We start from the raw sequence: 25825 nt of genomic DNA, 5'->3' as shown, positions 1-25825 counted from the left end.
TCACCCACGCAGGAACTCTAGGCTGTAGCGGTTGAACTCTTCGGTGCGCTCGACCTGCACCCAGTGCCCCACCTTGTTAAAGGTAATGAAACGGGCGTCTTCACAGTCCTCGAGGAAATAGTTGATCCCCGTCAACGGCATGAAGGTGTCGTTGAAACCCCAGAAACCGAGGATCGGCATCTTCAACTCGCCAAGACGCGGACTAAGATTGTGCGTCTTCATACGGGCCAGCACATCCTTGGGCTGGGTCTTAGCCACCTCGAAACGCTCTGCCACCAGTTGGTCGGTGATGTGCACCGGATCAAACACAAGGCTCTCGGCCAGACGGCGCTGGTCGGCAGGGCCGAACTCGGGGCTACCGAAGGTGCTCTTCATATTCGCAATGCCCGGCATGGCGAAATAGATCGGCAGTTCTTCGATACAGCCCGGCGACATCAGGATCAGACGATCCACCATATCTGCGTGGTCCAGCCCCATCTGGATGGCGATACCGCCGCCCAGCGAGTTACCCACCAGTGTCGCCTTCTCAACGCCGTGCGCCTTCAAGGCTTCGACAATCGTGTCGGTGAACAGGTGCAGCGTATAGTCGATGTTTTCCGGCTTGGACGATGCGCCATAGCCGATCAGGTCCGGCAGGATGACGCGGTAACCGGCATCCACGAACGCATCGACGTTCTGGCGGAAGTTCGACAGGCCAGAAGCCCCCGGCCCGCTACCGTGGAGAAACACCACAGCAGGGCCAGAACCGGCTTCCTGAATACAGATCTCATAGCCACCGGAAATCTGGTGGACCGTGCGGGTAACAGTCGCGCGGGTCATGGCTGCCTCACATGAACATGAAGGACGGGGCTTGGCCCGAACGGGTACCGATCACGTCTGCCGCACCATTGCCCGGATCATTGGCGACGTGCTGGCGGGCGGCGTGCAGGTCCAGCCACGGCTGGATCAGCGGGCTGTGCATATAGATGGCACGACCACCTAGCAGCGGCAGCAGCGCATCGACGATCTCGGCACAGCGACGCGCGACGGTCGAAGACTGGTAACGGAAACGCGCACGCTCTTCCATCGTCACCTCTTCGCCGGCGACCGAACGGCCATAAAGCACATCCATATTGCGCGTGAGGACGGTTTCCATCTCGTCCACCTCGGCATAGCCGCGAGCGATCGCGCCTTGCAGCAGCGGATCAGCCTTGGACGCCTTGCCGGTATTGGTCGAGATACGGCTTTCCATAATCTTGGTGGCACCGTCCAGAGCCGCAATCGTGGTCCCCAGCGCCGAGGTCGAAACCAGACGCAGGAACACCTGCGCCCACGGCAGACGATACAGCGGGCCGTCATTCTCGACCTGACCCGGATTGGTGCAGAAGAAGCCGTCAGCCGATTTGTGCGTGCGATATTCCGGCACAAAGGCATCCTCGACGACAATGTCCTGACTGCCCGTGCCCTGAAGGCCGAACGTGTACCAGGCATCTTCGATACGATAGTCGCTACGCGGCAACAGGAAGGTGCGCATATCCGGCGGATCACCGGCATTGAGCGGCGGGATCATCGCGCCCAGCAATACCCAGTTGCAATGTTCCGAGCCGGACGAGAAGCCCCAGTGGCCCGACAGCTTGAAGCCACCTTCGACACGCTCGACCTTGCCCACCGGCTGATAGGACGACGACACCAGAACCGTATCGTCCTCGCCCCAGACATCGACCTGCGCCTGATGCGGGAACAGGGCGATTTCATAGGGGTGGCCACCAACCACACCGAACACCCAACCCGTCGACATACAGCCCTGCGACAGCAGTTTCTGCACCTCGAAGAAGACGTTCGGTTCCATTTCATAACCGCCCCAGCGTTTCGGCTGGAGAATCCGGAACAGGCCTGCCGCTTCGATTTCACGAATCGTCTCGGTCGGGACGCGGCGCTCGGCGGTGCATTGCACAGCGCGCGAACGGATGGCCGGGATCAGGGCGCGGGCGCGCTCAATCAACTCTGCCGGTGTCGGGATTGAGGCCGCAGCCTCGTTTTTGCGGGCTGCCACAGGTGCAGAGTTATCGACCATCTGGCTTGCATCCTTCTGCTAAAAAGCGGATAGAACTTTCATATTGCGTAAAAAGAGTTATTGTTTAATACGCAAATCGTCAAGCGAGCGTTCGGCACAAAAATCAGTCGAATGCACAAACGGGGAGGTTCGACGCATGGCCGTAAGCTCTTTGGGATATATTGTGGTGGAGGCGACGGATCTCGACCGCTGGCGCAGCTTCGCCGTCGAGTTTCTGGGCATGATGGAAGCCCCGTCAGCCAATCCCGACGTCGCGCTTTTCCGTATCGATGACCGCCCTTACCGATTCTGGATCCAGAAGGGCGAACAGGATCGTTTTGTCGCCCCCGGTTGGGAATTTGCCGACAAGGCCGCATTTGACGCCGCCGTCGCAGCCCTGAAGGTTGTCGGTCGCCCTGTCGAACACGTCGATGTGCTGGAAGCTCGCGCCCGCCAGACCTATGAAATCGTGCGCTCGACCGATCCGGACGGCCACGCCTTCGAAATCTACCACGGTCGTTTCGTTGACTATGCCCCGTTCAGCTCGCAAGCGGGCACCAGCGGCTTTGTCACCGGCGACAATGGCGACTTGGGCATGGGCCACGTCGTCCTGACCGCTCCGAGCTTCGAGACGGTGCACGAATTCTACAAGTCTGTTCTGGGCTTCAAGGACACCGATCTGGGTCGCTTCTACCTGCAAGGTGGTGGCCGTGAAGATCCGGGCGTCGGCTTTGCCTTCATGCATGCCACCAATGGCCGCCACCACAGCTTGGCTCTGGGCGAGATGCCGGAAAGCCCCAATGGTGCCGTGCACATCATGCTCGAAGTCAAGGAACTGGCCGATGTCGGCCGCGCCTATGACCGCGCGCTCAAGAGCAAGGGTGCCATTCCGATCTCGGCGACGCTGGGCCAGCACGTCAATGACAAGATGATCTCATTCTACGTCCAGACCCCCGGCGGTTTCGATCTCGAATACGGCTGGAACGGTCTGGTAATCGACCCGCAAACATGGGTGCCCACCACCAGTATGGCGGTGAGTGCATGGGGCCACAAATGGGCCTGGGAGGCCGAGGACTAGGTTATGGCTGACAAGCGTATGACGATCGACGACATCGTCGACCAACTCGAAGACGGTATGACTATCGGTCTGGGTGGCTGGGCTACCCGCCGCAAGCCGATGGCTCTGGCGCGTGCCATTGCCCGCTCCAAGCTCAAAGACCTGACGCTCATGACCTATGGCGGTCCTGACATCGGGATTCTGGCCGCCTCGGGTAAGATCAAAAAGCTGATCTTCTCGTTCGTCAGCATGGACCAGATTCCGCTGGACCCGCATTTCCGTGCGGCGCGTCAGGCCGGTGGCTTTGACATCCTCGAACTGGATGAAGGCCACTACCAGATGGCCCTGATGGCCGCCGCCATGCAGGTGCCGTTCATGGCCACCCGCATCGGTCTGGGCACCGATCTGATCAAACAGCCGGAACTGTCCAAAACCGTCACCAGCCCGTTTGACGATGGTGAAACCTTGGTGGCCGTACCCGCCATTCCTCTGGATGCCGCCCTGATCCACGTTCACCGTTCGGACGAGCGCGGCAATGTGCTGACCTTGTCGCCCGATCCTCTGTTTGACGAGATTCTCGCCCGCGCCGCCAAGCGCACCTTTGTGACGACCGAGAAACTGGTCACGACGGCCGAACTGGATATGCGCGCCAATAGCCGCTTCAACATTATCGACCGCGCCCTTGTGGCCGGTGTGGCCGAGGTGCCTTTCGGTGCCCATCCGACCAGCGCCGAGCCGGACTACCACATCGATATGGAGCATCTGAAAACCTACTGCGATGCGGCCACCTCGCCAGAGCTTCTGTCCGAATACCGCCAGCGTTTCGTGGACGTACCGCACGAAACCTATGTCGCCGCAGTTGGCGGTGTCGATGCCATCCGCGCCCTGCGCAAACCGGCTTATTAAGGGGTTCTGGAAATGTCTTATTCCTTGGCCGAACTGATGATTGCCGCCGCGGCCCAATGCTGGGCCGATGATGGCGAGATCATGGGCACGGGCATTGGCCCCCTGCCCCGCATTGCCGCAGGTGTCGCAAAGACCCTGTACAACCCCGACCTGATGACCACGGACGGCGAGTGCTTCTACACCACCGAACCGCTTGGGCCGGGCCTGTCCAGCACCGATTTCGAGATCGAAGGCTGGATTCCCTATCAACGCGTCTTCACCACCCTGTGGAGCGGCAAGCGTCATTCCATGGTGGCTCCTGTGCAGATGGACCGTTTTGGCCAGACCAATATCAGCGTCATCGGCGACCACAAGAAACCCAAGTCCGCCATGCTTGGCGCGCGTGGATTCCCCGGTAACACCACCTGTCACCTGAACAGCTTCATCTTCACCAGCCACAGCAAACGCGCCTTTGTGGCTGGCGAGGTGGACTATGTCTGCTCGCCCGGTTTCAATCCGTCCCGCTATCCGGACGGCAAGGTGCCAAACTGGCTGGATCTGGGGCGCATCATCACCAATCTGTGCGTGATGGATTTCGGCGGTCCCGATCGCGCCATGCGCGTGATCTCGCTGCACCCCGGTGTGACCTTCGAGGAGGTTCAGGACAATACGGGCTTTGAGCTGGCCCGTCTGGAGAACCTTCCGGTCACGCCCGCACCGACCGAAGCCGAACTGGCCGCCATGGCCAAGATTGATCCGAAGAACATCCGCGCAAAGATGATCAAGGACAATCCAGCAGGCGTAAGGGGCTAATATCATGGACCTGCACAGCTTTGCCGACCCGCGTCAGGCTGATGTGGTTTACGAGACCGACACGCCCGTCCTCTACGAGGTCAAGGGTCACGTGGCGGTCATCACCATGAACCGCCCGACCTTTAACAACGCCCAGAACAGCCAGATGACCTATGCGCTGGACGCTGCCTTCAAACAGGCGGTGGACGACGACAATGTCAGGGCCATTGTTCTGGCGGGCGCGGGCAAGCATTTCTCTGCAGGTCATGACATCGGCACCCCTGGGCGCGACGTCACCGAAACCTTTGATCGCGCGCATCTGGTGGCCGACCACACCAACAAGCCCAAGGCCGAGTTCCTCTATACCCGCGAACACGAGGTCTATCTGGGTATGTGCCGCCGCTGGCGCGACATCTCCAAGCCGACCATCGCGGCGGTTCAGGGGGCCTGTGTTGCGGGCGGCCTGATGCTGGCATGGGTGTGCGATTTCATCGTCGCCACCGATGATGCCTTCTTCCAGGACCCTGTGAACCGCATGGGTATTCCGGGCGTCGAATATTTCGCCCACGGGTTCGAACTGCCGCCGCGCATTGCCAAGGAATTCATCATGCTGGGTGAGCGTATGCCCGCCGAACGCGCATGGAATTTCGGTATGGTGAACCGTCTGTCCACGCGTGAAAAACTGATGGACGACGTGATGGCCATGGCCAACGAACTGGCCACCCGCCCGCGTCTGGGCAACTGGCTGACCAAACAGGCGCTGAACCATGTCGAGGACCTGCGCGGCAAGCGCACGGCGATGGATGCGGTCTTCCACATGCACCATTTCGCCCACGCCCAGAGCGATCTGGTCATGGGTCACAATCTGGGCGGCATGGATGCCAAATCCATGGCAGCGGCCAATAAGGCCCAAGCGGCCAAGTCGGGGGAATAGGTCGTGGCGGGGGGGAATATTTCTACAGCACTGACCGAGCGTCTCGGCTGCCGCGCACCGATCATCCAGACGGCTATGGGCTGGGTTGCCGAACCATCGCTGGTCATCGGCAGCGTCGAGGCAGGCGCCTTCGGTTTCCTCGGTGCCGCCGTCATGACACCGGACGAGGCCCGCGCCAAAATCCTTGAAGTCCGCAACGGCACCGACAAGCCGTTCGGCGTGAACTTCCACATGTTCCAGCCGGGCGCAGACCAGATCGTCGAGACGATCCTCGCCAACAAGGACCAGATCCGCGCCGTCTCTTTCGGCCGTGGTCCCGATGCCAAGATGATCGGCCGTTTCAAGGATGCCGGTATCCTCTGCATCCCCACGGTCGGTGCCGTAAAACACGCGCAAAAAATGGAGCAACTGGGCTGTGACATGGTCACGGTTCAGGGCGGCGAAGGCGGCGGCCACACAGGCTCGGTCCCCAGCACCATCCTGCTGCCCCAGGTCCTCGACACCGTGAAAATCCCTGTCGTTGCCGCAGGTGGCTTTGCCGATGGTCGTGGACTGGCGGCGGCCCTGTCGTTTGGCGCGGTCGGTATCGCCATGGGCACGCGTTTCCTGATGACGCAGGAAAGCCCCGTCCATGCGCAGGCCAAGGCCAGCTACCTCAAGGCAGGCACCGACCAGATCATCGTTTCAACGAAGCTGGACGGCATTCCCCAGCGCCTGATCCGCACGCCGCTGATGGACCGTATCGAAAAGTCCGGCCCGCTTTCAATGTGGCTGCGCGCCTTCGAGGCCGCCATGATTATGAAGCGCCAGACAGGGGCCAGCTTTGGCGACCTGCTTAAAAGCGCAAAGGGCATGACCGGCCATGGCGAACAGCCGCTGAAACAGGCCCTGATGGCCGCCACCATGCCGACCCTGATCCAGAAGGCCGTCGTCCACGGCGACGTCAAGGACGGTGTTCTGGCCACGGGTCTTGTCGGTGGCCGTCTCAACGAAATCCCGACCTGCCGTGAGTTGGTTGACCGCACCATAGCCGAGGCACTGGCCCGCATGGATGCCGTCGCCGCCTTGCGTCCCTGATTTAACTTTTATCGCGAGTTCCCAGATGCCCATTACCCTGAGCGTCAAAGACCGGATCGCCGAAATCGTTTTCGACCATCCACCGGTCAACGCCTTTGATTCCGATATGTGGTGCGCCCTGCCCGGTATCATTCTTGAGGCCGGTTCGCGCGAAGACGTGAACGTGGTGCTGATCCGCGCCGAGGGCCGTGGCTTTTGCGGCGGCGTGGACATCAAGGAGATGCAGGCCCACCCCGAGCGCATCGTCAAACTGAACCGCGGCAATTACGAAACCTTCAAGGCCGTGCGCGATTGCCCCGTTCCGGTCGTGACTGAGGCCCACGGCTTTGTCATTGGCGGCGGCATCGGCATTTGCGGCGCGTCGGATACCGTGATCGCGTCCGATGACTGCTTCTTCTCGCTGCCCGAGATTGACCGTGGCGCCATGGGCGGCGCCTCGCACCTGTCGCGCATGTTCCCGCTGCATGTCGTGCGCGCCGCCTTCTTTACCGGAGGCCGCATTACGGCACAGGACGCATGGCGTCTGGGCGGCATCCACAAGGTCGTCACCCGCGAGGAACTGGCTGGCGAGGCCCGCACCTTTGCCGCCATCATCGCCGCCAAGAGCCGCACCGCACTTCTGCTGGCCAAGCAGGCGCTGAATGGACTCGAGGCCCGCGACGTCGATCACGGCTACCGTTTCGAGCAGGGCTTTACGCTGGAAATGTATATGCACGAGGACAGCCAGAAGGCCCGCGACGCCTTTGTCGATGGCGGCAAGACGGCGAAATACTGATGGAGCTGTCCTACACCCCCGAACACGACGCCTTCCGCGCCGAGGTGCGTGAATGGCTGGCGCAAAACGTCCCTGCCGAACCGTTGGAGCATTTCGACGCCACCCGCGAAGGTTTCGAGGCCCACCGCGCATGGGAAGCCACCCTCAAATCCGGCGACTGGGGCATGGTCACATGGCCCAAGGAATACGGCGGTCGTGGCCTTGATCTGATCAGCTGGCTGATCTTCGAAGAAGAATATTACCGCGCCGGTTCCCCCGGTCGCGTGAACCAGAACGGCATCTTCCTTCTGGGCCCAACCCTGATCGAGTTTGGCACCCACGAGCAGAAGTCGCGCTTCCTGCCGCCCATGGCCTCCGGTGATGAAATCTGGGCGCAGGCATGGTCGGAGCCGCAAGCCGGTTCGGACCTTGCGGGCGTTCGCGCCACCTGTGTTCAGGACGGCGACGACTATATCCTCAATGGCCACAAGATCTGGTCTTCGCGCGCCGTGTTCGCAGACTGGGCGTTCGGCCTGTTCCGCACACCCGGCACCGAGCGCCACAAGGGCCTCAGCCTGATCTTCTTCCCGCTGAATGCCGAGGGCGTCACCGTCAACGCCATTCCCAAGATGAACGGCCACGTCGGCTTTGCGGAAATCTTCCTCGAGAACGTGCGCGTTCCGACCTTCAACCGTCTGGGTGACGAGGGTCAGGGCTGGCACATCTGCATGGCCACCGCCGGTTTCGAGCGCGGCCTGATGCTGCGCTCGCCTGCCCGTTATCAGGTCGCCGCTGCCAATCTTGCCGCCCTGTACCAAGCCCGCAAAGACCAATGCGATCCGTCCATCGAGGCCGAGGTCGTCAAGGCATGGATGAATGCCGAGGCCTATGCCCTCAACATCTATGCCACCGCCAGCCGCCTGATGAGCGGCGGTAAGATCGGGCCGGAAACCAGCACCAACAAGATCTTCTGGTCGGAACTGGACATCCACCTGCACGACACGGCGCTTCGCATCCTCGGCCCCGAAGCCGAGTTTACGGCACCGCCCGCCATCGAGGGCCAGCCTCTCTGGATCGACGATTACATCTTCGCCCTCGCTGGCCCGATCTATGCCGGTTCCAACGAGATTCAGCGCAACATCATCGCCGAGCGCATGCTCGGCCTGCCGAGGTAGGGCGCAATGGACTTCACCCTTTCCGAAGACCAACTGATGTTCGTAGAGGCCGCCCGCACGGTGCTGGCTGATACCTGCGACACCCTGCGTTTGCGCAAGATGCTGGAGCGCAAAGATGCGTTCGATCAAGACCGCTGGAACGCCGTGGTCGAGACCGGCCTGACGGTTGTTTTGCTACCCGAGGCCGCTGGTGGTCTTGAGTTGGGCGCGCTCGACTTTGCCCTGATTGCCGAGGCGGCTGGCTATTATCTATTGCCCGAACCGCTAGTGGAAAGCGCAGGGGTTGCCGCGCCTCTGCTGGCTGCGGTTTCGCCTGCGTCGGATTACCTGTCCGATCCGTCCAAGCGCATCGCCATTGCCCACCCGATCAATCCGGTCGTGGCTGATGCCGACATCGCCGACGCCATCCTGCTGAACCACAATGGCGCGACGCACCTGCTGAACCCGTCGCAGGTCACCCTGACCCGCGTGGACAGCATCGACCCGTTCCGCCGCCTGTTCAAAGTGGACTGGACGCCGGACCGTGCCACCCAGATTTCCGACCGTGCAGAACTGTGGGATCAGGCCTTTGATCGCGCCGCCCTGTTCAGCGCCGCCCAAGGTCTGGGACTGGCCCAACGCGCTGTCGATCTAGCCGTCGAATACGCCAAGGAACGCCAGCAGTTTGGCAAGCCGATTGGCACCTATCAGGCGGTCAAGCACCATCTCGCCTCGGCCCAGACCAGGATCGAGTTCGCCCGTCCGGTTCTGCATGCCGCCGCCGCGGGCCTTGGCAATAACGACATCTTCAGCCGCGCCCGCATCAGTCAGGCCAAGCTGGCCTGTCTGGAAGCCGCCGACTACGCCTCGCGCGCCAGCCTGCAGGTCCATGGGGCCATGGGCTACAGCTACGAGGTCGATGTCCACCTCATCCTCAAACGTGCGCTGGGCCTGACCTATAGCTGGGGCGAACCCGCCCTGCACCGCGCCCGCGTTTCCGAGCGTATTTTCAACCGACCCGTCGGGCCGGACCAAACCTTTGCATCCGAGGTCGCCTGATGGCCGAAGCCTATATTATCGACGCTGTTCGCACCCCCACCGGCCGTAAAAAAGGTTCGCTGGCCGAGCTTCATCCGGCCGATCTGGCCGCACATCCGATCAAGGCGCTGATGGAGCGCGTGGGTGTGGATGCCGGACTGGTGGATGACGTGATCTGGGGCTGCACCGACACTATCGGCGGTCAGGCAGGCGATATTGCCCGCACCGCATGGCTGTGCGCGGGCCTGCCCGAACACGTCCCCGGCGTGACCATCGACCGCCAGTGCGGCTCGTCGCAACAGGCCATCCATTTCGCCGCCCAAGGCATCCTGTCCGGCACGCAGGACATGGTTGTGGTTGGCGGCAGTCAGGCCATGAACCGTATCCCGATCTCGGCGGCCATGCTGGTCGGCCCGCAGTTCGGCTTTGAAGAACCCTTCCGTGGGGCCAAGGGCTGGGATGCCCGTTATGGCGACGAAGAGGTCAACCAGATCCGCTCGGCGGAAATGATCGCCAACAAATGGGGTCTGACCCGCGAAGCCATGGAAGCCTTCGCCGTCGCCTCGCACCAGCGCGCCCAGCATGCCACCGAACAGGGCTGGTACACCCGCGATATCGCCCCTCTCGAAGACCTGTCGCACGACGAAACCATCCGCCCGACCACCACACTGGAAGGTCTGGCCTCGTTGAAAACCGTCAATGAAGGCGGCGTCATCACCGCCGGCGTCGCCAGCCAGAACTGCGACGCCGCCGCCGCCATGCTGATCGCGTCGGAAGCCATGGTGAAGGCTCACGGCCTGAAGCCGCGCGCGCGCATCCACCACATCTCGGTGCGCGCCGATAATCCGGTCTGGATGCTGACCGGCCCGATCCCTGCGACGCAATATGCGCTGCAAAAAGCTGGCATGAAGGTCGAGGATATCGACCTGTTCGAGTGCAACGAGGCCTTTGCCTCCGTGCCGATGGCGTGGATGAAAGAGCTGAATGTTCCGCACGAAAAGCTGAACATCATGGGCGGGGCCATCGCGCTGGGCCATCCCATCGGGGCCACCGGTGTGCGCCTGATGACCAACCTTCTGAACGGCCTCGAGCGCACAGGCGGCCGCTACGGCCTGCAAACCATGTGTGAAGGCGGCGGTCAGGCCAATGTCACCATTATCGAGCGCCTGTAAGCCATGACGAACCCTGCCATCGACATTCCCAACCTGCTCTACACCTATGCCGACCTGTTCGACGCGGGTGATTTTGCCGGGGCGGCCCGTCTGTTCGACCACGGTGCCCTGATGGCCGGAAACACCGAGATCAGGGGCGAAGACGCCATCGTCGCCATGTGGAACAAGACGGTGCATCTGTATGCCGACGGCACACCGCGCACGCGCCACCTGACCACCAATCCGCGCATCCAGTTGTCAGACGATGGTCAGACCGCACAGTGCTGGTCGCAATGGACCGTGGTGCAAGCCACCGACAGCCTGCCGCTACAGATCGTGGCCACCGGTCGCTATCACGACCGGCTGGCCATCATCGACGGGGCGTGGCGCTTTCTTGAGCGCCGCTATCTCCAGATCGACTTCATGGGCGACGTAAGCGCCCACCTTCAAATGTCAAAACCTGCCGGGGACGTATAACCTATGGGCATCTGCGAAAATCGCGTTGTGATTGTTACCGGCGCGGGTAACGGGCTGGGCAAGGCCTATGCTCTGGAACTGGCCGCACAAGGGGCCAAGGTCGTGGTCAACGATCTGGGCGTCGGCACCCACGGCGAGGACGGTGCCTCCAAGGGTGCCGCCCAACAGGTTGTCGATGAAATCATCGCACTGGGCGGGCAAGCGGTCGCCAATACCGGCGATGTGGCCGACTGGGAAGCCGGCCAGACCATGGTCCAGACCGCCATCGACACCTTTGGTCGTCTGGACGCCGTGGTCAATAATGCCGGTTTCGTGCGCGACCGTATGTTCGTCTCCTGCACGCCCGACGAATGGGACGCCGTCCTGCGCGTCCATCTGCGCGGCCATTTCTGCACCAGCCGCCACGCCGTCGATTACTGGCGCGCTCAACAAAAAGCAGGCAATCCGGTCGATGCCCGCATCATCAACACCACCTCGGGCGCGGGCCTACAGGGCTCGGTTGGTCAGTCGGCCTATTCGGCAGCCAAGGGCGGTATTGCCAGCCTGACACTGGTTCAGGCGGCGGAACTGGCCCGTTATGGCATCACCGCCAATGCTCTGGCCCCCAATGCCCGTACCCGCATGACCGCAACCGGCGGCTTTGACATGAACGCCAAGGACGGCGCGTTCGACGTCTATGCCCCCGCCAATATGGCTCCGCTGGTGGCGTGGCTGTGCAGTGGTCAGTCCGCTCACATTTCGGGTCAGGTCTTCGAGCTGATCGGTGGCCGCATTTTCCTGTCCGAGGGTTGGACCGACAGTCCCTCGCAAGACAAGGGCGCACGCTGGCAGGCGAACGAGCTGGGTCCGGTCGTTGATAAATTAGTGGCCGAACGCGCTGCGGCCAAACCTGTCTGGGGCACCCAAGCATGAGCTTTGTAAACACACCCCCCGCATACCCTGAGGGCCGTGGTTTGCTGAAGGGCAAGACGGCGGTGATTACCGCTGCGGCGGGGACCGGTATCGGTTTCTCGGCGGCCAAGCGGGCGGCTGAAGAAGGCGCGACCTTGGTCATCAGCGACTTCCACGAGCGCCGTCTGGGCGAGGCTGCCGATGCCATCGAGGCGGCGGTTGGCGTGCGTCCGCATACGGTTGTCTGCGACGTGACCAATCAGGCCGATGTGGATCGTCTGCGCGATGAATCGTTTCGGCTGCTGGGCCGTATCGACGTGCTGATCAACAATGCCGGTCTGGGCGGCGAGGTCGATGTCGTGGACATGACCGACGAGCAGTGGGAGCGCGTTCTGGACGTGACCCTGACCTCGGTGTTCCGCATGAGCCGTGCCTTCCTGCCGCTGATGTATGAAGCCAAGTCCGGCGTTATTGTAAACAATGCCTCGGTGCTGGGCTGGCGCGCGCAAAGGGTCAGGCCCACTATGCCGCTGCCAAGGCGGGCGTGATGGCCTTTACCCGTTGCTCGGCGGTGGAAGCCGCCGAACACGGCGTGCGTATCAATGCCGTCTCGCCGTCCTTGGCCATGCACCCGTTCCTCGCCAAGGTCACGACGGACGAGATGCTGGCTGAACTGTCCAAGCGCGAAGCCTTTGGCCGTCCGGCCGAAGTTTGGGAGATCGCCAACATCATGGTGTTCCTCGCCAGCGACCTGTCATCCTATCTGACCGGCGAGGTCATCTCGGCCTCCAGCCAGAGGGCGTAAGATGGGCGTTGTCTTCGATACGCCGGACGCCCTGCTCGGTGCCGAGGGCCGTGACCTCGGCCACACCGAATGGCTGTCGGTCGAACAGGACCGTGTCACCCGCTTTGGCGAGACGACCGGCGACATGCAGTGGATCCACGTTGATCCCGCCCGCGCCAAGGACGGCCCGTTTGGCGGCACCATTGCCCACGGCTATCTGACACTGGCTCTGGTCAACGCCTTCATGCCCGAACTGATCACCGTAAATGGCGTATCGTCGGGCCTGAACATCGGTCTGGACAAGGTGCGGTTTCTGGCTCCGGTCAAGGTCGGCTCGCGCATTCGCGGTGCCGGCGTGATCAGCAAGATCGAGCAAAAAGGCACCGGCGTTCAGGTCACGGTCGATGTGACGGTCGAGATCGAAGGCCACGACAAGCCCGCCTGTATTGCCTCCACCATCAGCCGCTACATTCCTTAAAGGGTTCGCCATGTCGGTATCGCCGCAGAAAATGATCGAAACGGTCGAAGCCTATGTCGCGGCCTTTGAAACCGGCGATGCCGAGGCTGTGGTCCGTCTCTATGCTGCCGATGCCGTGGTGCGTGATCCGGTCGATGCCCAGCCTGTGGTCGGCCACGATGCCATCAGGGCCTTCTATCAAGGCTCCATGAAAATGGGTCCCAAACTGACCCTTCACGGTCCGGTCCGCACCTCGGCCAGCATCGCCGCCTTTGCTTTCAGCGTCGATCTGACCCTGCCCGAGGGGCCGTGCCGGATCGACGTCATCGACACCTTCGAGTTCAACCCCGACGGTCTGGTCCAACAGATGACCGCCTATTGGGGCCCCAACAATATGCATGGTTCTACGGAGTAAATCCTATGCGCGAAGCTGCCATTATCTCCACAGCCCGCACCGGCGTCGGCAAGGCCTATCGCGGGGCCTTGAACAATACCGAGGCCCCTGTCCTGTCGGCCCATGTGATAGATGCCGCGCTGGACCGTGCCGGTCTTGATCCGGCCCGTATCGACGATGTTTACTTAGGCGTCGGCAATCACTGGGGCACCCAGAGCTACAACCTTGGCCGTCTCAGCGTCCATGCCTCCAAACTGCCCGATGAAACCGTGGCGGGCTTTACGCTGGACCGCAAATGCTCGTCGGGCCTGAACGCCATTGCGCTGGCGGCGCGCGGCATCATGACTGACGAGATCGACGCGGCGGTTGCGGGCGGGATGGAAAGCATCTCGCTGACCCTGAACAAGCACATGCCGACCTATCGCAACCGCTCAAAGCGGGTGCTGGAGCATGATCCGCACGCCTATATGGCCATGATCGAAACCGCCGAACTGGTCGCCGACCGCTATGGCGTCAGCCGCGAAGACCAAGACCACTTCGCCGCCCAGAGCCAGCAGCGTGCAGCCGCCGCTCAAGCTGCCGGTCTGTTCAATGACGAGATCGTCCCGCTGACCACCTCCAAGACCCTGTTCGCCAAGACCGGCGAAGAGATTGGCGAGGAAGAGGTCACCCTGTCGTCCGACGAAGGCATCCGTGCCGGCACGACCTATGAGGCACTCGCGGGTCTGAAGCCCGTCTTCAAGGACGGCCAGATCATCAAGGAAGGCCGCCACGTCACCGCCGGCAATGCCAGCCAGTTGTCGGACGGGGCCTCGGCTCAGGTCATTATGGACTTGAAGACCGCCCAGTCTGAAAACCTGCCGGTTCTGGGCATCTATCGCGGCTTCCAGGTCGCCGCCTGCAAGGCCGAGGAAATGGGCATTGGTCCCGTCTTCGCTATCCCCAAACTGCTCAAGCGTGCGGGTCTGAAGATGAGCGATATCGGCCTGTTCGAGATCAACGAGGCCTTTGCCTCTCAGGCGCTCTATTGCCAGCGCCACCTCGACATTGATCCCGCCATCCTCAACGTCAATGGCGGCGGCATCGCCATCGGCCACCCCTTCGGCATGACCGGCTCGCGCCTCGTCGGCCACGCCCTCATCGAGGGCAAGCGTCGCGGCGTAAAATATGTCATCGTTTCCATGTGTGTCGCCGGTGGCATGGGTGCCGCCGGTCTCTTCGAGGTCGCTTGATCGGCCTCGACACAAACGCAAAGGCCCGCCGGATGGCGGGCCTTTTTATGAGGTGCGGGGGCCGTCAGGAGATGCCGGCCCCCTATGCAACTGACGACAGCCCCTCAGCCCGTCGTCAGTGCAATCTCTTTAAAGCTGGCCCGCCTGTTCCAGCACATCGAGGAAGGCCGGACGCTCGCCCCCGCCATGAACCTCCAGCACCGCCCCCGAAACATAGGAGGCTGCATCGGACGCCAGATAGGCCACCGCATCGGCGATCTCGGCGCTACGGCCCAGACGTTTTAGGCCGATATTACGGCTGATGCCTGACTGGGCCTCATGAGTGCCATAGGTCGTCTCGGTCTGTTCGGTTTCGATATAGCCAACCACCACCGCATTGACGCGGATGTTCGGTCCCCATTCATTGGCCAGACTGCGGGTCAGGGCCAAAAGCCCGCCCTTTGCCGCAGCATACACAGACGTTCCCGGCGAAGGACGCAGGGCCGAGACGCTGGAAATATTGATGATGCTGCCGCCATGTTCGACCATGTCGGCATAGACCGCCTGCGATACCCATAACGGGGCCATCAGGTTCAGCCCGACAATCTTTTCGGCAAAGCGCGGCGAGGCAGTACCAGCATTGCTGGGCGGCGAACCACCGGCATTATTCACCACCACACGCACCGGACCGGCCTTGGCGCGGATGTCCGCCACCATCGCCGCCACGTCCTGCGGATCACGCACATCGCAACGGATAAACTCCAACGCACCCAGATCGCCCGTATCATTGCGACCACAGACGAATACCCGATAGCCATCGGCCAGCAGACGCTGCGCCGTGACCAGCCCCAAACCCTTGGTGCCACCGGTAACCAGTGCAACAGAAGCCAAGACGCCACCTCATTACGCATTTATTGAATTACCCTATAAAGAAACATCAATTTACGTATAAATGTCCACAACAAACCAGTCAGGTTAGCTATTCGCTGACACATAGCGCAAGTATGGCGTATAATCGCCACTCACAAAAAGCTTACGTTTACGCGCGCGTAAAGCTCTTGCACTTTACGCCAACGTAAAGTTATCTAGCCGCATGGCTAACGCAGACGATCTCCGCACCTATTCGATCCGGCAACTGTGCCGCGAATTTGGCGCGACGGCCCGTGCGCTTCGTTTTTACGAGGACAAGGGGCTCTTGACCCCCACCCGCAAGGGTCAGACGCGTGTTTACACGGCGCGCGACCGTGCGCGTTTGAAGCTGATCATGCGCGGTAGGCGCATCGGCTTCACCCTGCAGGAGATCCAAGAAATGATGGATCTCTATGACCGCAAGGAACACAATGTCCATCAGATGGCGATTGCCCTGCCGCGTCACCGCGCCCGTGTAGAGGCGCTGAAGCAGCAACTCGAAGACATTCAAGGTGCTATCGAAACGGCCGAAGAAGCCTGCACCTGGATGGAACGCACACTGGCCGAACACAGGCCGGACCTACTGCCCGGAGCGGATGCCTACGCTTCGCTGTTGAGCGAACGCCTCAACGATCCCGACAATCTCTACCAGCCTTTCAAAGCGAGAGCTTAACCATGGCCTATCAGTCGCCCGTCCGTGACCTGTCTTTCGTCCTGCACGATGTGCTTCAAGTCGAAACCCACGCCGAGCATTTCGGCAATCCCGATGTCTCGCGTGATCTGATCGATGCGATCCTCGAAGAAGGTGCCAAATTCGCCGACGGCGTGATTGCACCGATCAACAAGACCGGCGACATCGAACAGTGCAAGCTGGAAAACGGCGTCGTCACCACCCCGACAGGCTGGAAAGACGCCTATAAACAAATGGTCGAGGCGGGCTGGACCAGTCTCGCCTTCAGCCCCGAATTCGGCGGTCAGGGCCTGCCCTCCATCCTGTCGATGGCGGTCGGTCAGTTCACCGCTGCCGCCTCTGCGGCCTTTTCGATGTATCCGGGCCTGACTGCCGGTGCCTTCCACGGCATCGAGGCCAACGGTTCGGACGAACTGAAGAAGAAGTGGCTGCCCAAGATGGCGACCGGCGAGTGGACCGGTACCATGAACCTGACCGAGCCGCAGTGCGGCACGGACCTGGGCATGGTCCGCACCAAGGCCGTGCCGAACGGCGACGGCTCCTATGCCATCACCGGCCAGAAGATCTGGATTTCGGCCGGCGAGCACGACTTTGCCGACAACATCGTCCACACGGTTCTGGCGCGTGTCGAAGGCGCAGTTCCCGGCATCAAGGGCCTGTCCCTGTTCCTCGTTCCGAAATTCCACGCTGATGATGTAGGCAATATCGGCGAGCGCAACGGCGTTCAGTGCGTCGGCCTCGAACACAAGATGGGCATCCACGGCAACGCCACCTGCGTCATGCAGTATGAAGACGCCAAGGGCTGGCTGATCGGCGAAGAAGGCCGCGGCATGAACAACATGTTCGTGGTCATGAACGAGGCCCGCCTCGGCACCGGCCTGCAAGGTCTGGCCATCGGCGATGCCGCCTATCAACACGCCGTCGAGTTCGCCAATGACCGCCTGCAGGGCCGCGCCCTGACCGGTCCGAAGAACCCTGACGGTCCGGCTGATCCGATCATCGTCCATCCGGACGTGCGTCGCATGCTGATGGAAGCCAAGGCCTATGTCGAAGGCGGTCGCGCCTTCATCCTGTGGACCGCGCTGCAGGCCGACCTGCAACATTCCAAGGACGAGGCCGTGGCCCAAAAGGCCAACGACTATATGGGTCTGATCACCCCCGTCCTGAAAGCCTTCCTGACCGACCGTGGTTTCCACGTTGCCTCGCTGGGCATGCAGGTTCATGGCGGTTCGGGCTATACCGAGCACTTCCAAGCCTCGCAGTATCTGCGCGATGCCCGTATCACCATGATCTATGAAGGCACCAACGGCATTCAGGCGCTGGACCTCGTTGGCCGTAAATTGCCGGCCAAGGGCGGTCGCGCCATCATGTCGTGGTTCGGCGACATCGACGCCTTCGTGTCGGAAAACCAGAGCAACGCAGCCATCAAGGCCTATGTCGACGGTCTGGCCGATACCAAGGCCAAGCTGCAGGAAGGCACCATGTGGCTGATGCAGAACGGCATGGCCAATCCGGACAATGCCGGTGCCGCCTCCAGCGACTATCTGCACCTGTTCGGCCTGACTGCCTATGCCTATATCTGGGCCCAGATGGCCAAGGCTGCACAGGCCAAGATCGACGCCGGTGACAGCGATCCGTTCTATGCCAACAAGCTGAAGACGGGCCGTTACTTCGTCGAGCGCATCCTGCCGGATGCTGCCGCGCACCTGACCAAGCTGAAGACCGGTGCCGAAGTCCTGATGGGCCTCGAAGCCTCGGCCTTCTGATCAATAAAACTGAAAAGGCCTTTCCCTCGGGGAAGGCCTTTTTCTTTGCCCAACCTACGCATCAGCCCGCCATCAAGAGCGGACGATCACCATGAGGAAGCCCAATGTCCGCCAATGTCCTGAACCTGCCTCTGCCGTCCTTCATGCAAGATGAAGACCTGATCCTGTTCAATGACAGCGTCGCCAAGTGGATCGACGACCACGCCCCACCGGAAAAGTTCGCCCAATGGATCGCGGCATCGTCCGTTCCGCGCGACCTTTGGAATGCGGCAGGTGATGCAGGACTTCTGGGCGTGTCCATGCCCGAAGAAGACGGCGGCTTTGGCGGCGACTATCGCCACGAGGTGGTAATCATGCAGCAACTGGGCTGGAAGGGGGCCGACCATTTCGGCATCTCGCTGCATAATGCGATCGTCATGCCCTATATCTGGCATTACGGCACCGAAGAGCAAAAAGCGCGCTGGCTGCCGCGTCTGCAATCGGGCGAACTGGTCGGCGCTATCGCCATGACCGAACCAGGCGCAGGTTCGGACCTGCAAGGCATCAAGACCACTGCCATCAAAAAGGGCGACCATTACGTCCTGAACGGCTCCAAGATCTTCATCACCAATGGGCAACTGGCCAACTTCATCATCGTCGTGGCCAAAACCGACCCTGCCGAAGGGGCCAAGGGCACGACCCTGATCTGTCTGGAAACCGACGGTGCCGAAGGGTTCGAGCGCGGGCGCAACCTGCACAAGATCGGCATGGAGGCAAACGACACCTCCGAGCTGTTCTTCAATGATGTGAAGGTGCCGCTGGAAAACGCCATCGGCGGTTCGGAAGGCATGGGTTTTGTGCAGCTGATGCAGCAACTGCCGCAGGAGCGCCTGAACATCGCTGTTCAGGGCATCGCCGCCTCCGAGCGCGGTCTGGAAGCCACCATCGCCTATGTCAAAGAGCGCAAGGCCTTTGGCAAACGCATCCTCGACTTCCAGAACACCCAGTTCAAACTGGCCGAGGTCAAGACCAAGCTGACGGTTGCGCGCGTGTTCGTGAACCATTGCATCGAGCAGCACCTACAGGGCAAGCTGGATGCCGCCACCGCCTCCATGGCCAAATACTGGGTCACCGATATACAGGGCGAGGTCATCGACGAAATGCTCCAACTGTTCGGCGGCTATGGCTATATGACCGAATACCCGATCGCCCAGCTGTATAAGGACGCCCGCGTCCAGCGCATCTATGGCGGCACCAACGAGATCATGAAACTGCTGATCGCTAGGACGCTCTAAGCAGAACTCTCGAGGTTCAGCCCAAAAAAGACATTTCGGGGCGGTAGGCGGGCGACATGATCGTTCGCTCCCGCCCCGGCCCGCTGCAAATCCTGTTCGCTATCAACGGGTCGATCCTGCCCCGCGTCATCGGGCGTTTGTGCCTGACAGCCGCCATTACGGTGGGCGCGATTATGCTGCACCGGACACGTCCCGACCTGCCGGTGCATCTGGCGGCAGCACCCTTTGCCCTGATCGGGCTGGCGCTGTCGATCTTCATGAGCTTCCGCAACAATGCCTGCTATGACCGCTGGTGGGAGGCGCGCAAACTGTGGGGCGAACTGATCATCGCCGTGCGCTCGTTCATTCGCCAGACCGCGCTTTTGCCCGCCGATCGCCGCGCCCCGATGCTGGACGCGCTGGGCGCTTTTGTCTTTGGCCTGGCCGCCCGTTTACGCGGTCAGGATGAACAGGCTGCCATCGCCAAATGGATGACGCTTCAGACCTCGCCCCATCCAACCGATGCGACCTTGAACCGCGCAGGCCAGCATTGTGTCGAACTGCTGCAAGATGGCCTGATTGACCCGATCCGCTATTCTGTTCTGGAAACGCGCCTGACCGAAATGAGCCATGTTCTGGCCGGTTGCGAGCGGATCAAGACCACGCCCCTGCCCTTTGCCTATGCCCTGTTGCTACACAGGACCGCCCACGCCTTTTGCCTGATGCTGCCCTTTGCGCTGGCCCCAGCACTGGGATGGTGGACCATGGCGGTGTCGCTACTGGTGGCCTACACCTTCTTCGGACTGGACGCTCTGGGCGACGAACTGGAAGACCCGTTCGGCGATGATCCCAACGACCTGCCGCTGGATGCCATGAGCCGGATGCTAGAGCGCGAACTGCGCCATGCCCAGGGGCTGACCAACCTGCCCCCCGTCTGGCCCGCCAAGCGCGACCGTCTCAGCTAAGGCGGAACCGCATGGCCCTCCTGCGCCTTGATAAGGCACAACACAGGAGGAACCCCATGACCACCGAACGTCGCGTGGAGCATCCCGATGGCACCGTGGAGCACATCACCACCGAAAGCCCGAACACAATCGTGACCGAAAAACGCGGTGGCGGTATGGGCTTTATCGGGGTGTTGATCGCCCTGATCGCGATTGGCTTGATCGGCTATTTCGCCTTTACCATGACCCAGACCCGTCAAGTTAAGGACAATGCCGTCGCCGATGCTGCCGCCAGGGTCGGCAATACTGCCGACAAGGTGGGCGAAGCCGTTGACCGCGTCGTGCCCGAAGCCCGCCCGTCGCCCGAGCCGCAGGCCAGCGCCCCATCCTGATATTTTCCTTTGTCGCGATGACGTGACGGCGGACACAGGCTCGGCTAAATCCGTTTCATGATCCGCCTTCACGTCACCGCCCCTCTGGCAGACGGCCATGCCGTAGCCCCCACCCTCGACCAGTCCCGCTATTTGACGCAGGTCATGCGCCTGAAACAGGGCGACGACCTGTTGCTGTTCAACGGCAAGGACGGCGAATGGCGCGCCGAGGTGCTTGAGGTACTGAAGAAAGGCGTCATCCTGCGCTGCATCGAACAGACCCGCACCCAGATTTACGGTCCCGACCTCGAACTGATCCTTGCCGGTATCAAAAAGGCCCGTGTGGAAACTGTGGTCGAAAAGGCCGCCGAGCTGGGGGCCAAGTCGGTGCAACTGGCCATCACCCAGCGCACCAATGCCGAACGTATTCGGCTGGATCGTCTGGATGCCATTGTCGAGGAAGCCGCCGAACAGACAGGCCGTCTGGATGTGCCGGTTGTGCATGAATCCAGAAAACTGCCCGACATCCTCAAGGACTGGCCCGAGGGCCGCAAGCTGATGTTCTGTGATGAAACCGGTGGCGATCCTGCCATCCCAGCCCTGCAAAAAGCAGGCGGCGGCGCATGGTCGATCCTGATCGGTCCCGAAGGCGGTTTTTCGCCGGAAGAGCGCGAAATGCTACGCGCCCTGCCCTTTACCACCGCCGTTTCCCTTGGCCCGCGCATCCTGCGCGCCGACACCGCCGCCATCTCGGCCATGACCCTGTGGCAGTATGCGGTTGGGGACTGGGAACGATAATCCGCTTTTGAACCTTTGCGGGGGCTTGTGCAGAGCTTTCCCGTGCATCATCTAACCCGCAACAACAGGGGTTACACATGGCCGACAACGCGCCGCTTACCAGAGATCAGCTGATCGAAACCATCAGCCGTGGCGAAAAGCCCGTTGATCAGTGGCGCGTGGGTGCCGAGCATGAAAAGTTCGGCTTTGACCGCTCAACCCTGCGCCGCCCCGCCTATGAAGGCGAAAGCGGCATCAAGGCCATGCTGGACGGCCTGACCCGTTTCGGCTGGGCACCGGTCTATGAAGGCGAAAACGTCATCGCTCTGGAGCGCAAAAACGCCGAAGGCTTTACCGCCTCCATCAGCCTTGAGCCGGGTGGCCAGTTCGAGCTGTCGGGCGCGCCCTTGCTGACCATGCACGACATCTGCGACGAGACAGGCCGCCACCTGATGGAGGTCAAGCAGGTGGCCGACCAGATCGGTCTGGGCTTCCTCGGCGTCGGTTTCGATCCGATGTGGAAACGCGAAGACGTGCCGGTCATGCCCAAGGGCCGTTACAACATCATGCGCGCCTATATGCCCACCAAGGGCAAGCTGGGCCTCGACATGATGCTGCGGACCTCGACCATTCAGGCCAATCTGGACTTCGCGTCCGAGGCCGACATGGTGGCAAAGTTCCGCACCTCGCTGGCCCTGCAACCCATCGCCACAGCCCTGTTCGCCAACAGCCCCTTTATCGAGGGCAAGCCCAGTGGCTTCCTGTCGGCCCGCGCCAATGTCTGGACCGATACCGATCCGGACCGCACCGGCATGCTGGACTTCGTGTTCGCCGACGGCTTCGGCTATGAGCGCTATGTCGATTATGCGCTCGACGTGCCGATGTATTTCGCCAAGCGCGGCGATGTTTACGAAGACCTGTCCGGCCAGTCCTTCCGCGCCTTTATCGACGGCAAGGTCGATGCCCTGCCGGGTGACCGCGCCAATATCAAGGACTGGGCCGACCACCTGACGACCCTCTTCCCCGAGGTGCGCCTGAAGCAATACCTCGAAATGCGCGGTGCCGATGGCGGCCCGTGGAGCCGCATCTGCGCCCTGCCCGCCCTGTGGACCGGCATCTTCTATGATGCGCCGTCGCTGGCTGCCGCATGGGACCTGTGCAAGGACTGGGACATCGCCGACCACGAGCGCCTGCGCCGCGACGTGACCCGTCTGGGCCTGAAGGCCGAGGTCAATGACCGCAGCGTACGCGATGTTGCCGTCGATATGGTGGCCATTGCCAAGGATGGCCTGAAAAACCGCAACCGCCTGTCCGCCGGCATGGTGGACGAACGCGGTTATCTGGGTGAACTGGAAGAGATTGCCGATAGCGGCATCACCCCGGCCGAGCGTCTGCTGAGCCTGTATCACGGCGACTGGCAGAGCGACCTGTCGCGCCTTTACCGCGATTTTGCCTACTGATTTCAAACGCCAAAGGGCCGCATCACGGCTTGTTCAACAGCGAACAGGCCGGGTGTGGCTTTCTGGCGCTTGTCCTTCCGGCCTCAGGCGTTAAGCCTTGAGGAAACAGCGTCGTCCGTTTCTTTGCGACGATGCGTATTCGGGGAGGCAGTTATGACGCGCACCGCTTTGGTTACCGGAGGCACCCGCGGCATTGGCAAGGCCATTGTCCAGCGCCTCAAGGAAGACGGCTTCAATGTTGCCGCCGGTTATTCCGGCAACGAGGACGCCGCCCGCAAGACCGCCGAAGAACTGGGCGTCATGGTCGTCAAAGGCAATGTCGGCTCGTTTGACGACTGCGCGCGCGCTGTCGCCGAGGTCGAGGCCCGCTTTGGCCCTGTCGATGTGCTGGTCAATAATGCAGGCATCACCCGCGACGGCTTCTTCCACAAGATGAACCCCGACCAGTGGTCCGACGTCATCCGCGTCAATATGGACTCGGTGTTCAACATGACCCGTCAGGTCATCAACGGCATGCGCGACCGTGGCTGGGGCCGGATCGTCAACATCTCCTCGATCAACGGCCAGAAGGGCCAGATCGGCCAGACCAACTATTCCGCCGCGAAGGCCGGCATGATCGGCTTTACCAAGGCACTGGCGCTGGAAAATGCCCGCAAGGGTGTAACGGTCAACTGTATTGCACCCGGCTATATCGACACCGAGATGGTCGATGCGATGGACCCCAAGGTTCTGGAAGGCATTGTCGGCCAGATTCCGGTTGGTCGTTTGGGCAAGGGTGAAGAAATCGCCGATATGGTGGCCTGGCTGTCAGGTGAGCGTGCCGGATATGTCACAGGCTGCACACTCTCGCTCAATGGCGGGCAATACCTCGTAGGGTGATTACGACTCTGCCTAAAATCTGCCTCGCCTTCATTGGACGAGTGAAGTTATGAACTGCGTGGCTCGGCTCTTGGCAGAGAAACTGCCTGTGCTTGCCCCCGATGTTGAGACATCGGGCGCTTTTGCTGTGCGTCCGGCCTATGCGGCCCAGACGCTGGGCCTGGCGACCTTGAGCCTGTGCGCCACCCTTTTAGGGGCCAGCGCTGCCTCGGCTCAGGTCCTGACCGGTCAGGAACGCGGGTCGCCCAGATCGAGTATAGCCGTCAAATCCGCTCGCAATCGGTAACGCGCACCACGCCGCGCATCGGTCGTTATAGCGCCGCCACCGGACAGGGTTTTGTACTGGCCCATTCCGGTTCCCAGATTTTGCTGCGTTTTGACCGCTCGAACGAGACATGGGTGTTGCGCCCGTCCTCGGCACCGCGCGGCGATACCATCTACCGCAACGATGCGGGCGAGCAGGTTCTGCGCGTCAATGCCAGCGGCGGCATAACCCTATATTCCTCGCGCAGCCCCGGTGGCTCGCCCGTATCTGCCGAGAGCGGCGTAGCCCCGAATCTCGAACCCCAGGCTCTGGGTCCGGTCCAGCTGTTCAACCTGATGACCCGTCGCTCGGGCCTCATCAGCGATGCCGTAGGCCGTCTGGTCCAGATCAATGTCTATGGCGATGAATCCGAGGCCCTGTGTGTCGAGGCCCTGATCGTAGCCACCGATACGGTGATACGCATCGCCCGCTCGCCCAGCGCAAAGCCATTTCTCGATCGTCTGCGCGTCATCACCATTATCGAGGGCAACCGCTCGGCCGTCACATATCAACGCGGCGAGCTGCGCGTGGTGGTTGATCCATCGCGTGGTATCGCCGGTCGCCCGTCCTCGGCCCGTATCATCCGCGCCATCATACCCGAGGACTAGGGTCACACAGCCCTTCCCTAACCCGCAAAACTGTCCTTACCCGCGCGGCGTTCGGCAAATGTCTTCGCATCGCCCGCCGTCAGAAACGGGTTAAAGCGTTTTTCGACCCCCACCGTGGTCGGCACCGTCCATTCCCCGCGCTCGCGCTTGGCGAAAATCTCGTCGCAATGGGCCTTAAGGGCCGGATCATCCGCCAAACCCTTCAGCAGGGACAGGGCAAAGCGCGCATTCGAGGCCGTATATTCGTGCGCGCAATACAGCAGGGTTTCGTCGTCCCACTGTGCAATGCGTGACAGGCTGTCCCACATCTGCTCGGGCGTGCCTTCAAACAAACGACCACAACCCAGAGCAAAGATCACATCGCCGACAAAGGCCACGCGGTCGGCCTTGGCGTGAAAGGCCACATGGCCCAGCGTATGCCCCGGCACCGCCACGACATCAAAAGCCGTCTCGCCCAGCCATATACGGCTGCCCTCGCCGACCACCTGATCCAGCGGTGCCGCGCGCCGGACCTCTTCAGGACCGATAATCTTGCAGCCCGTCTCGGCCTTCAGCCTTTCATTGCCGCCCGTATGATCGGGGTGCCAGTGGGTGTTCAGCACCAGATCCAGATGGTCCCAGCCCGCCTTGTCCAACTCGGCCAGAATAGCATCGGCATCGGGCGTATCGATTGCCGCAATCTGGCGACTGTCCTGATCGAGAACCAGATAACCATAGTTGTCGTTCAGGCACGGGAATTGGCGAATTTCTAGGGTCATACAGACATCCTAGCCGA

The 25825-nt window shown here is 61.5% G+C and carries 27 protein-coding genes and 1 pseudogene; 24 read left to right on the top strand and 4 right to left on the bottom strand.

Annotated elements, in window-relative coordinates; translation table 11 throughout:
* Positions 1-819 carry an alpha/beta fold hydrolase gene (locus WEU32_RS03670; RefSeq protein WP_406852897.1) on the bottom strand — a complete coding sequence of 273 codons (819 nt, stop codon included), beginning with the start codon at positions 817-819 and terminating at the stop codon, positions 1-3.
* Between the two features lie 7 nt (positions 820-826).
* A complete protein-coding gene (locus WEU32_RS03665; protein ID WP_406852896.1) occupies positions 827-2053 on the bottom strand; it encodes a flavin-dependent monooxygenase in 1227 nt (408 codons plus the stop codon).
* A gap of 136 nt (positions 2054-2189) precedes the next feature.
* On the opposite strand from WEU32_RS03665, the gene WEU32_RS03660 reads away from it, so the two are divergent.
* The 15 genes and pseudogenes from WEU32_RS03660 to WEU32_RS03590 all read left to right on the top strand — a co-directional run bounded on the left by WEU32_RS03660 (position 2190) and on the right by WEU32_RS03590 (position 15109).
* The gene (locus WEU32_RS03660) at positions 2190-3110 is read left to right on the top strand and encodes a VOC family protein (protein WP_406852895.1); all 921 of its coding nucleotides are present in this window, start codon (positions 2190-2192) and stop codon (positions 3108-3110) included.
* Between the two features lie 3 nt (positions 3111-3113).
* Positions 3114-3995, top strand: coding sequence for a CoA transferase subunit A (locus WEU32_RS03655; RefSeq protein ID WP_406852894.1), 882 nt, complete (start codon positions 3114-3116; stop codon positions 3993-3995).
* A 12-nt stretch (positions 3996-4007) separates the two neighbouring features.
* Positions 4008-4787 carry a CoA-transferase subunit beta gene (locus WEU32_RS03650; protein ID WP_406852893.1) on the top strand — a complete coding sequence of 260 codons (780 nt, stop codon included), beginning with the start codon at positions 4008-4010 and terminating at the stop codon, positions 4785-4787.
* A 4-nt stretch (positions 4788-4791) separates the two neighbouring features.
* Entirely contained in the window at positions 4792-5700 is a 909-nt protein-coding gene (locus WEU32_RS03645) for an enoyl-CoA hydratase (RefSeq protein ID WP_312135266.1), read from the top strand.
* 3 nt (positions 5701-5703) lie between these two features.
* The gene (locus tag WEU32_RS03640) at positions 5704-6777 is read left to right on the top strand and encodes an NAD(P)H-dependent flavin oxidoreductase (protein ID WP_406852892.1); all 1074 of its coding nucleotides are present in this window, start codon (positions 5704-5706) and stop codon (positions 6775-6777) included.
* 25 nt (positions 6778-6802) lie between these two features.
* Positions 6803-7552 carry an enoyl-CoA hydratase family protein gene (locus WEU32_RS03635; RefSeq protein ID WP_406852891.1) on the top strand — a complete coding sequence of 250 codons (750 nt, stop codon included), beginning with the start codon at positions 6803-6805 and terminating at the stop codon, positions 7550-7552.
* Positions 7552-8706, top strand: coding sequence for an acyl-CoA dehydrogenase (locus WEU32_RS03630; RefSeq protein ID WP_406852890.1), 1155 nt, complete (start codon positions 7552-7554; stop codon positions 8704-8706). The genes WEU32_RS03635 and WEU32_RS03630 overlap by 1 nt, the downstream gene beginning before the upstream one ends.
* 6 nt (positions 8707-8712) lie before the next feature.
* Entirely contained in the window at positions 8713-9744 is a 1032-nt protein-coding gene (locus WEU32_RS03625) for an acyl-CoA dehydrogenase family protein (protein ID WP_406852889.1), read from the top strand.
* Positions 9744-10895 carry an acetyl-CoA C-acetyltransferase gene (locus WEU32_RS03620; protein ID WP_406852888.1) on the top strand — a complete coding sequence of 384 codons (1152 nt, stop codon included), beginning with the start codon at positions 9744-9746 and terminating at the stop codon, positions 10893-10895. The genes WEU32_RS03625 and WEU32_RS03620 overlap by 1 nt, the downstream gene beginning before the upstream one ends.
* A 3-nt stretch (positions 10896-10898) precedes the next feature.
* On the top strand, positions 10899-11351 hold the full coding sequence (locus WEU32_RS03615; RefSeq protein WP_406852887.1) for a nuclear transport factor 2 family protein: 453 nt from the start codon (positions 10899-10901) through the stop codon (positions 11349-11351).
* A 3-nt stretch (positions 11352-11354) separates the two neighbouring features.
* On the top strand, positions 11355-12263 hold the full coding sequence (locus tag WEU32_RS03610; protein ID WP_406852886.1) for an SDR family oxidoreductase: 909 nt from the start codon (positions 11355-11357) through the stop codon (positions 12261-12263).
* Positions 12260-13047 (top strand): annotated as a pseudogene (locus tag WEU32_RS03605) (SDR family oxidoreductase). The gene WEU32_RS03610 and the pseudogene WEU32_RS03605 overlap by 4 nt, the downstream one beginning before the upstream one ends.
* 1 nt (position 13048) lies before the next feature.
* The gene (locus WEU32_RS03600) at positions 13049-13504 is read left to right on the top strand and encodes a MaoC family dehydratase (protein WP_406852155.1); all 456 of its coding nucleotides are present in this window, start codon (positions 13049-13051) and stop codon (positions 13502-13504) included.
* Between the two features lie 10 nt (positions 13505-13514).
* Entirely contained in the window at positions 13515-13898 is a 384-nt protein-coding gene (locus WEU32_RS03595) for a nuclear transport factor 2 family protein (protein WP_406852156.1), read from the top strand.
* A 5-nt stretch (positions 13899-13903) separates the two neighbouring features.
* On the top strand, positions 13904-15109 hold the full coding sequence (locus WEU32_RS03590; RefSeq protein ID WP_406852157.1) for an acetyl-CoA C-acyltransferase: 1206 nt from the start codon (positions 13904-13906) through the stop codon (positions 15107-15109).
* 129 nt (positions 15110-15238) lie between these two features.
* Here WEU32_RS03590 and WEU32_RS03585 read toward each other — a convergent pair whose 3' ends face one another.
* The gene (locus tag WEU32_RS03585) at positions 15239-15979 is read right to left on the bottom strand and encodes an SDR family oxidoreductase (RefSeq protein WP_312135246.1); all 741 of its coding nucleotides are present in this window, start codon (positions 15977-15979) and stop codon (positions 15239-15241) included.
* A 202-nt stretch (positions 15980-16181) separates the two neighbouring features.
* On the opposite strand from WEU32_RS03585, the gene WEU32_RS03580 reads away from it, so the two are divergent.
* The 9 genes from WEU32_RS03580 to WEU32_RS03540 all read left to right on the top strand — a co-directional run bounded on the left by WEU32_RS03580 (position 16182) and on the right by WEU32_RS03540 (position 25050).
* Positions 16182-16670, top strand: coding sequence for a MerR family DNA-binding transcriptional regulator (locus WEU32_RS03580; protein WP_312135244.1), 489 nt, complete (start codon positions 16182-16184; stop codon positions 16668-16670).
* A gap of 2 nt (positions 16671-16672) precedes the next feature.
* Positions 16673-18454: an acyl-CoA dehydrogenase C-terminal domain-containing protein gene (locus WEU32_RS03575; RefSeq protein ID WP_406852885.1), complete on the top strand. Its 1782-nt coding sequence runs from the start codon at positions 16673-16675 to the stop codon at positions 18452-18454.
* A gap of 104 nt (positions 18455-18558) precedes the next feature.
* On the top strand, positions 18559-19728 hold the full coding sequence (locus WEU32_RS03570) for an acyl-CoA dehydrogenase family protein (RefSeq protein ID WP_406852884.1): 1170 nt from the start codon (positions 18559-18561) through the stop codon (positions 19726-19728).
* Positions 19729-19784: 56 nt separating this feature from the next.
* Complete coding sequence (locus tag WEU32_RS03565; protein ID WP_406852883.1) at positions 19785-20672, top strand: bestrophin family protein; 888 nt, start codon at positions 19785-19787, stop codon at positions 20670-20672.
* Between the two features lie 56 nt (positions 20673-20728).
* Positions 20729-21043: a hypothetical protein gene (locus tag WEU32_RS03560; RefSeq protein ID WP_312135236.1), complete on the top strand. Its 315-nt coding sequence runs from the start codon at positions 20729-20731 to the stop codon at positions 21041-21043.
* A 57-nt stretch (positions 21044-21100) separates the two neighbouring features.
* Positions 21101-21820 (top strand): 16S rRNA (uracil(1498)-N(3))-methyltransferase, encoded by a 720-nt coding sequence (locus WEU32_RS03555; RefSeq protein WP_406852882.1) that lies wholly within the window; start codon positions 21101-21103, stop codon positions 21818-21820.
* A 77-nt stretch (positions 21821-21897) separates the two neighbouring features.
* Entirely contained in the window at positions 21898-23259 is a 1362-nt protein-coding gene (locus tag WEU32_RS03550; RefSeq protein ID WP_406852881.1) for a glutamate--cysteine ligase, read from the top strand.
* 153 nt (positions 23260-23412) lie between these two features.
* On the top strand, positions 23413-24138 hold the full coding sequence (gene phbB / locus WEU32_RS03545; protein ID WP_312135230.1) for an acetoacetyl-CoA reductase: 726 nt from the start codon (positions 23413-23415) through the stop codon (positions 24136-24138).
* Positions 24139-24315: 177 nt separating this feature from the next.
* Positions 24316-25050, top strand: a complete 735-nt coding sequence (locus WEU32_RS03540) for a DUF4908 domain-containing protein (protein WP_406852880.1) — start codon at positions 24316-24318, stop codon at positions 25048-25050.
* Between the two features lie 17 nt (positions 25051-25067).
* Here the strand turns inward: WEU32_RS03540 and gloB are convergent, their stop codons facing one another.
* Positions 25068-25808: a hydroxyacylglutathione hydrolase gene (gene gloB, locus WEU32_RS03535; RefSeq protein ID WP_406852879.1), complete on the bottom strand. Its 741-nt coding sequence runs from the start codon at positions 25806-25808 to the stop codon at positions 25068-25070.
* Positions 25809-25825 lie beyond the last annotated feature (17 nt).

Origin of the sequence: Brevundimonas sp. BH3 (genome assembly GCF_045345115.1) — a bacterium.
Taxonomy (GTDB): domain Bacteria; phylum Pseudomonadota; class Alphaproteobacteria; order Caulobacterales; family Caulobacteraceae; genus Brevundimonas.
The sequence above is the reverse complement of the archived record's forward strand: the minus strand, read 5'-3'. Positions and strand labels throughout refer to the sequence as shown.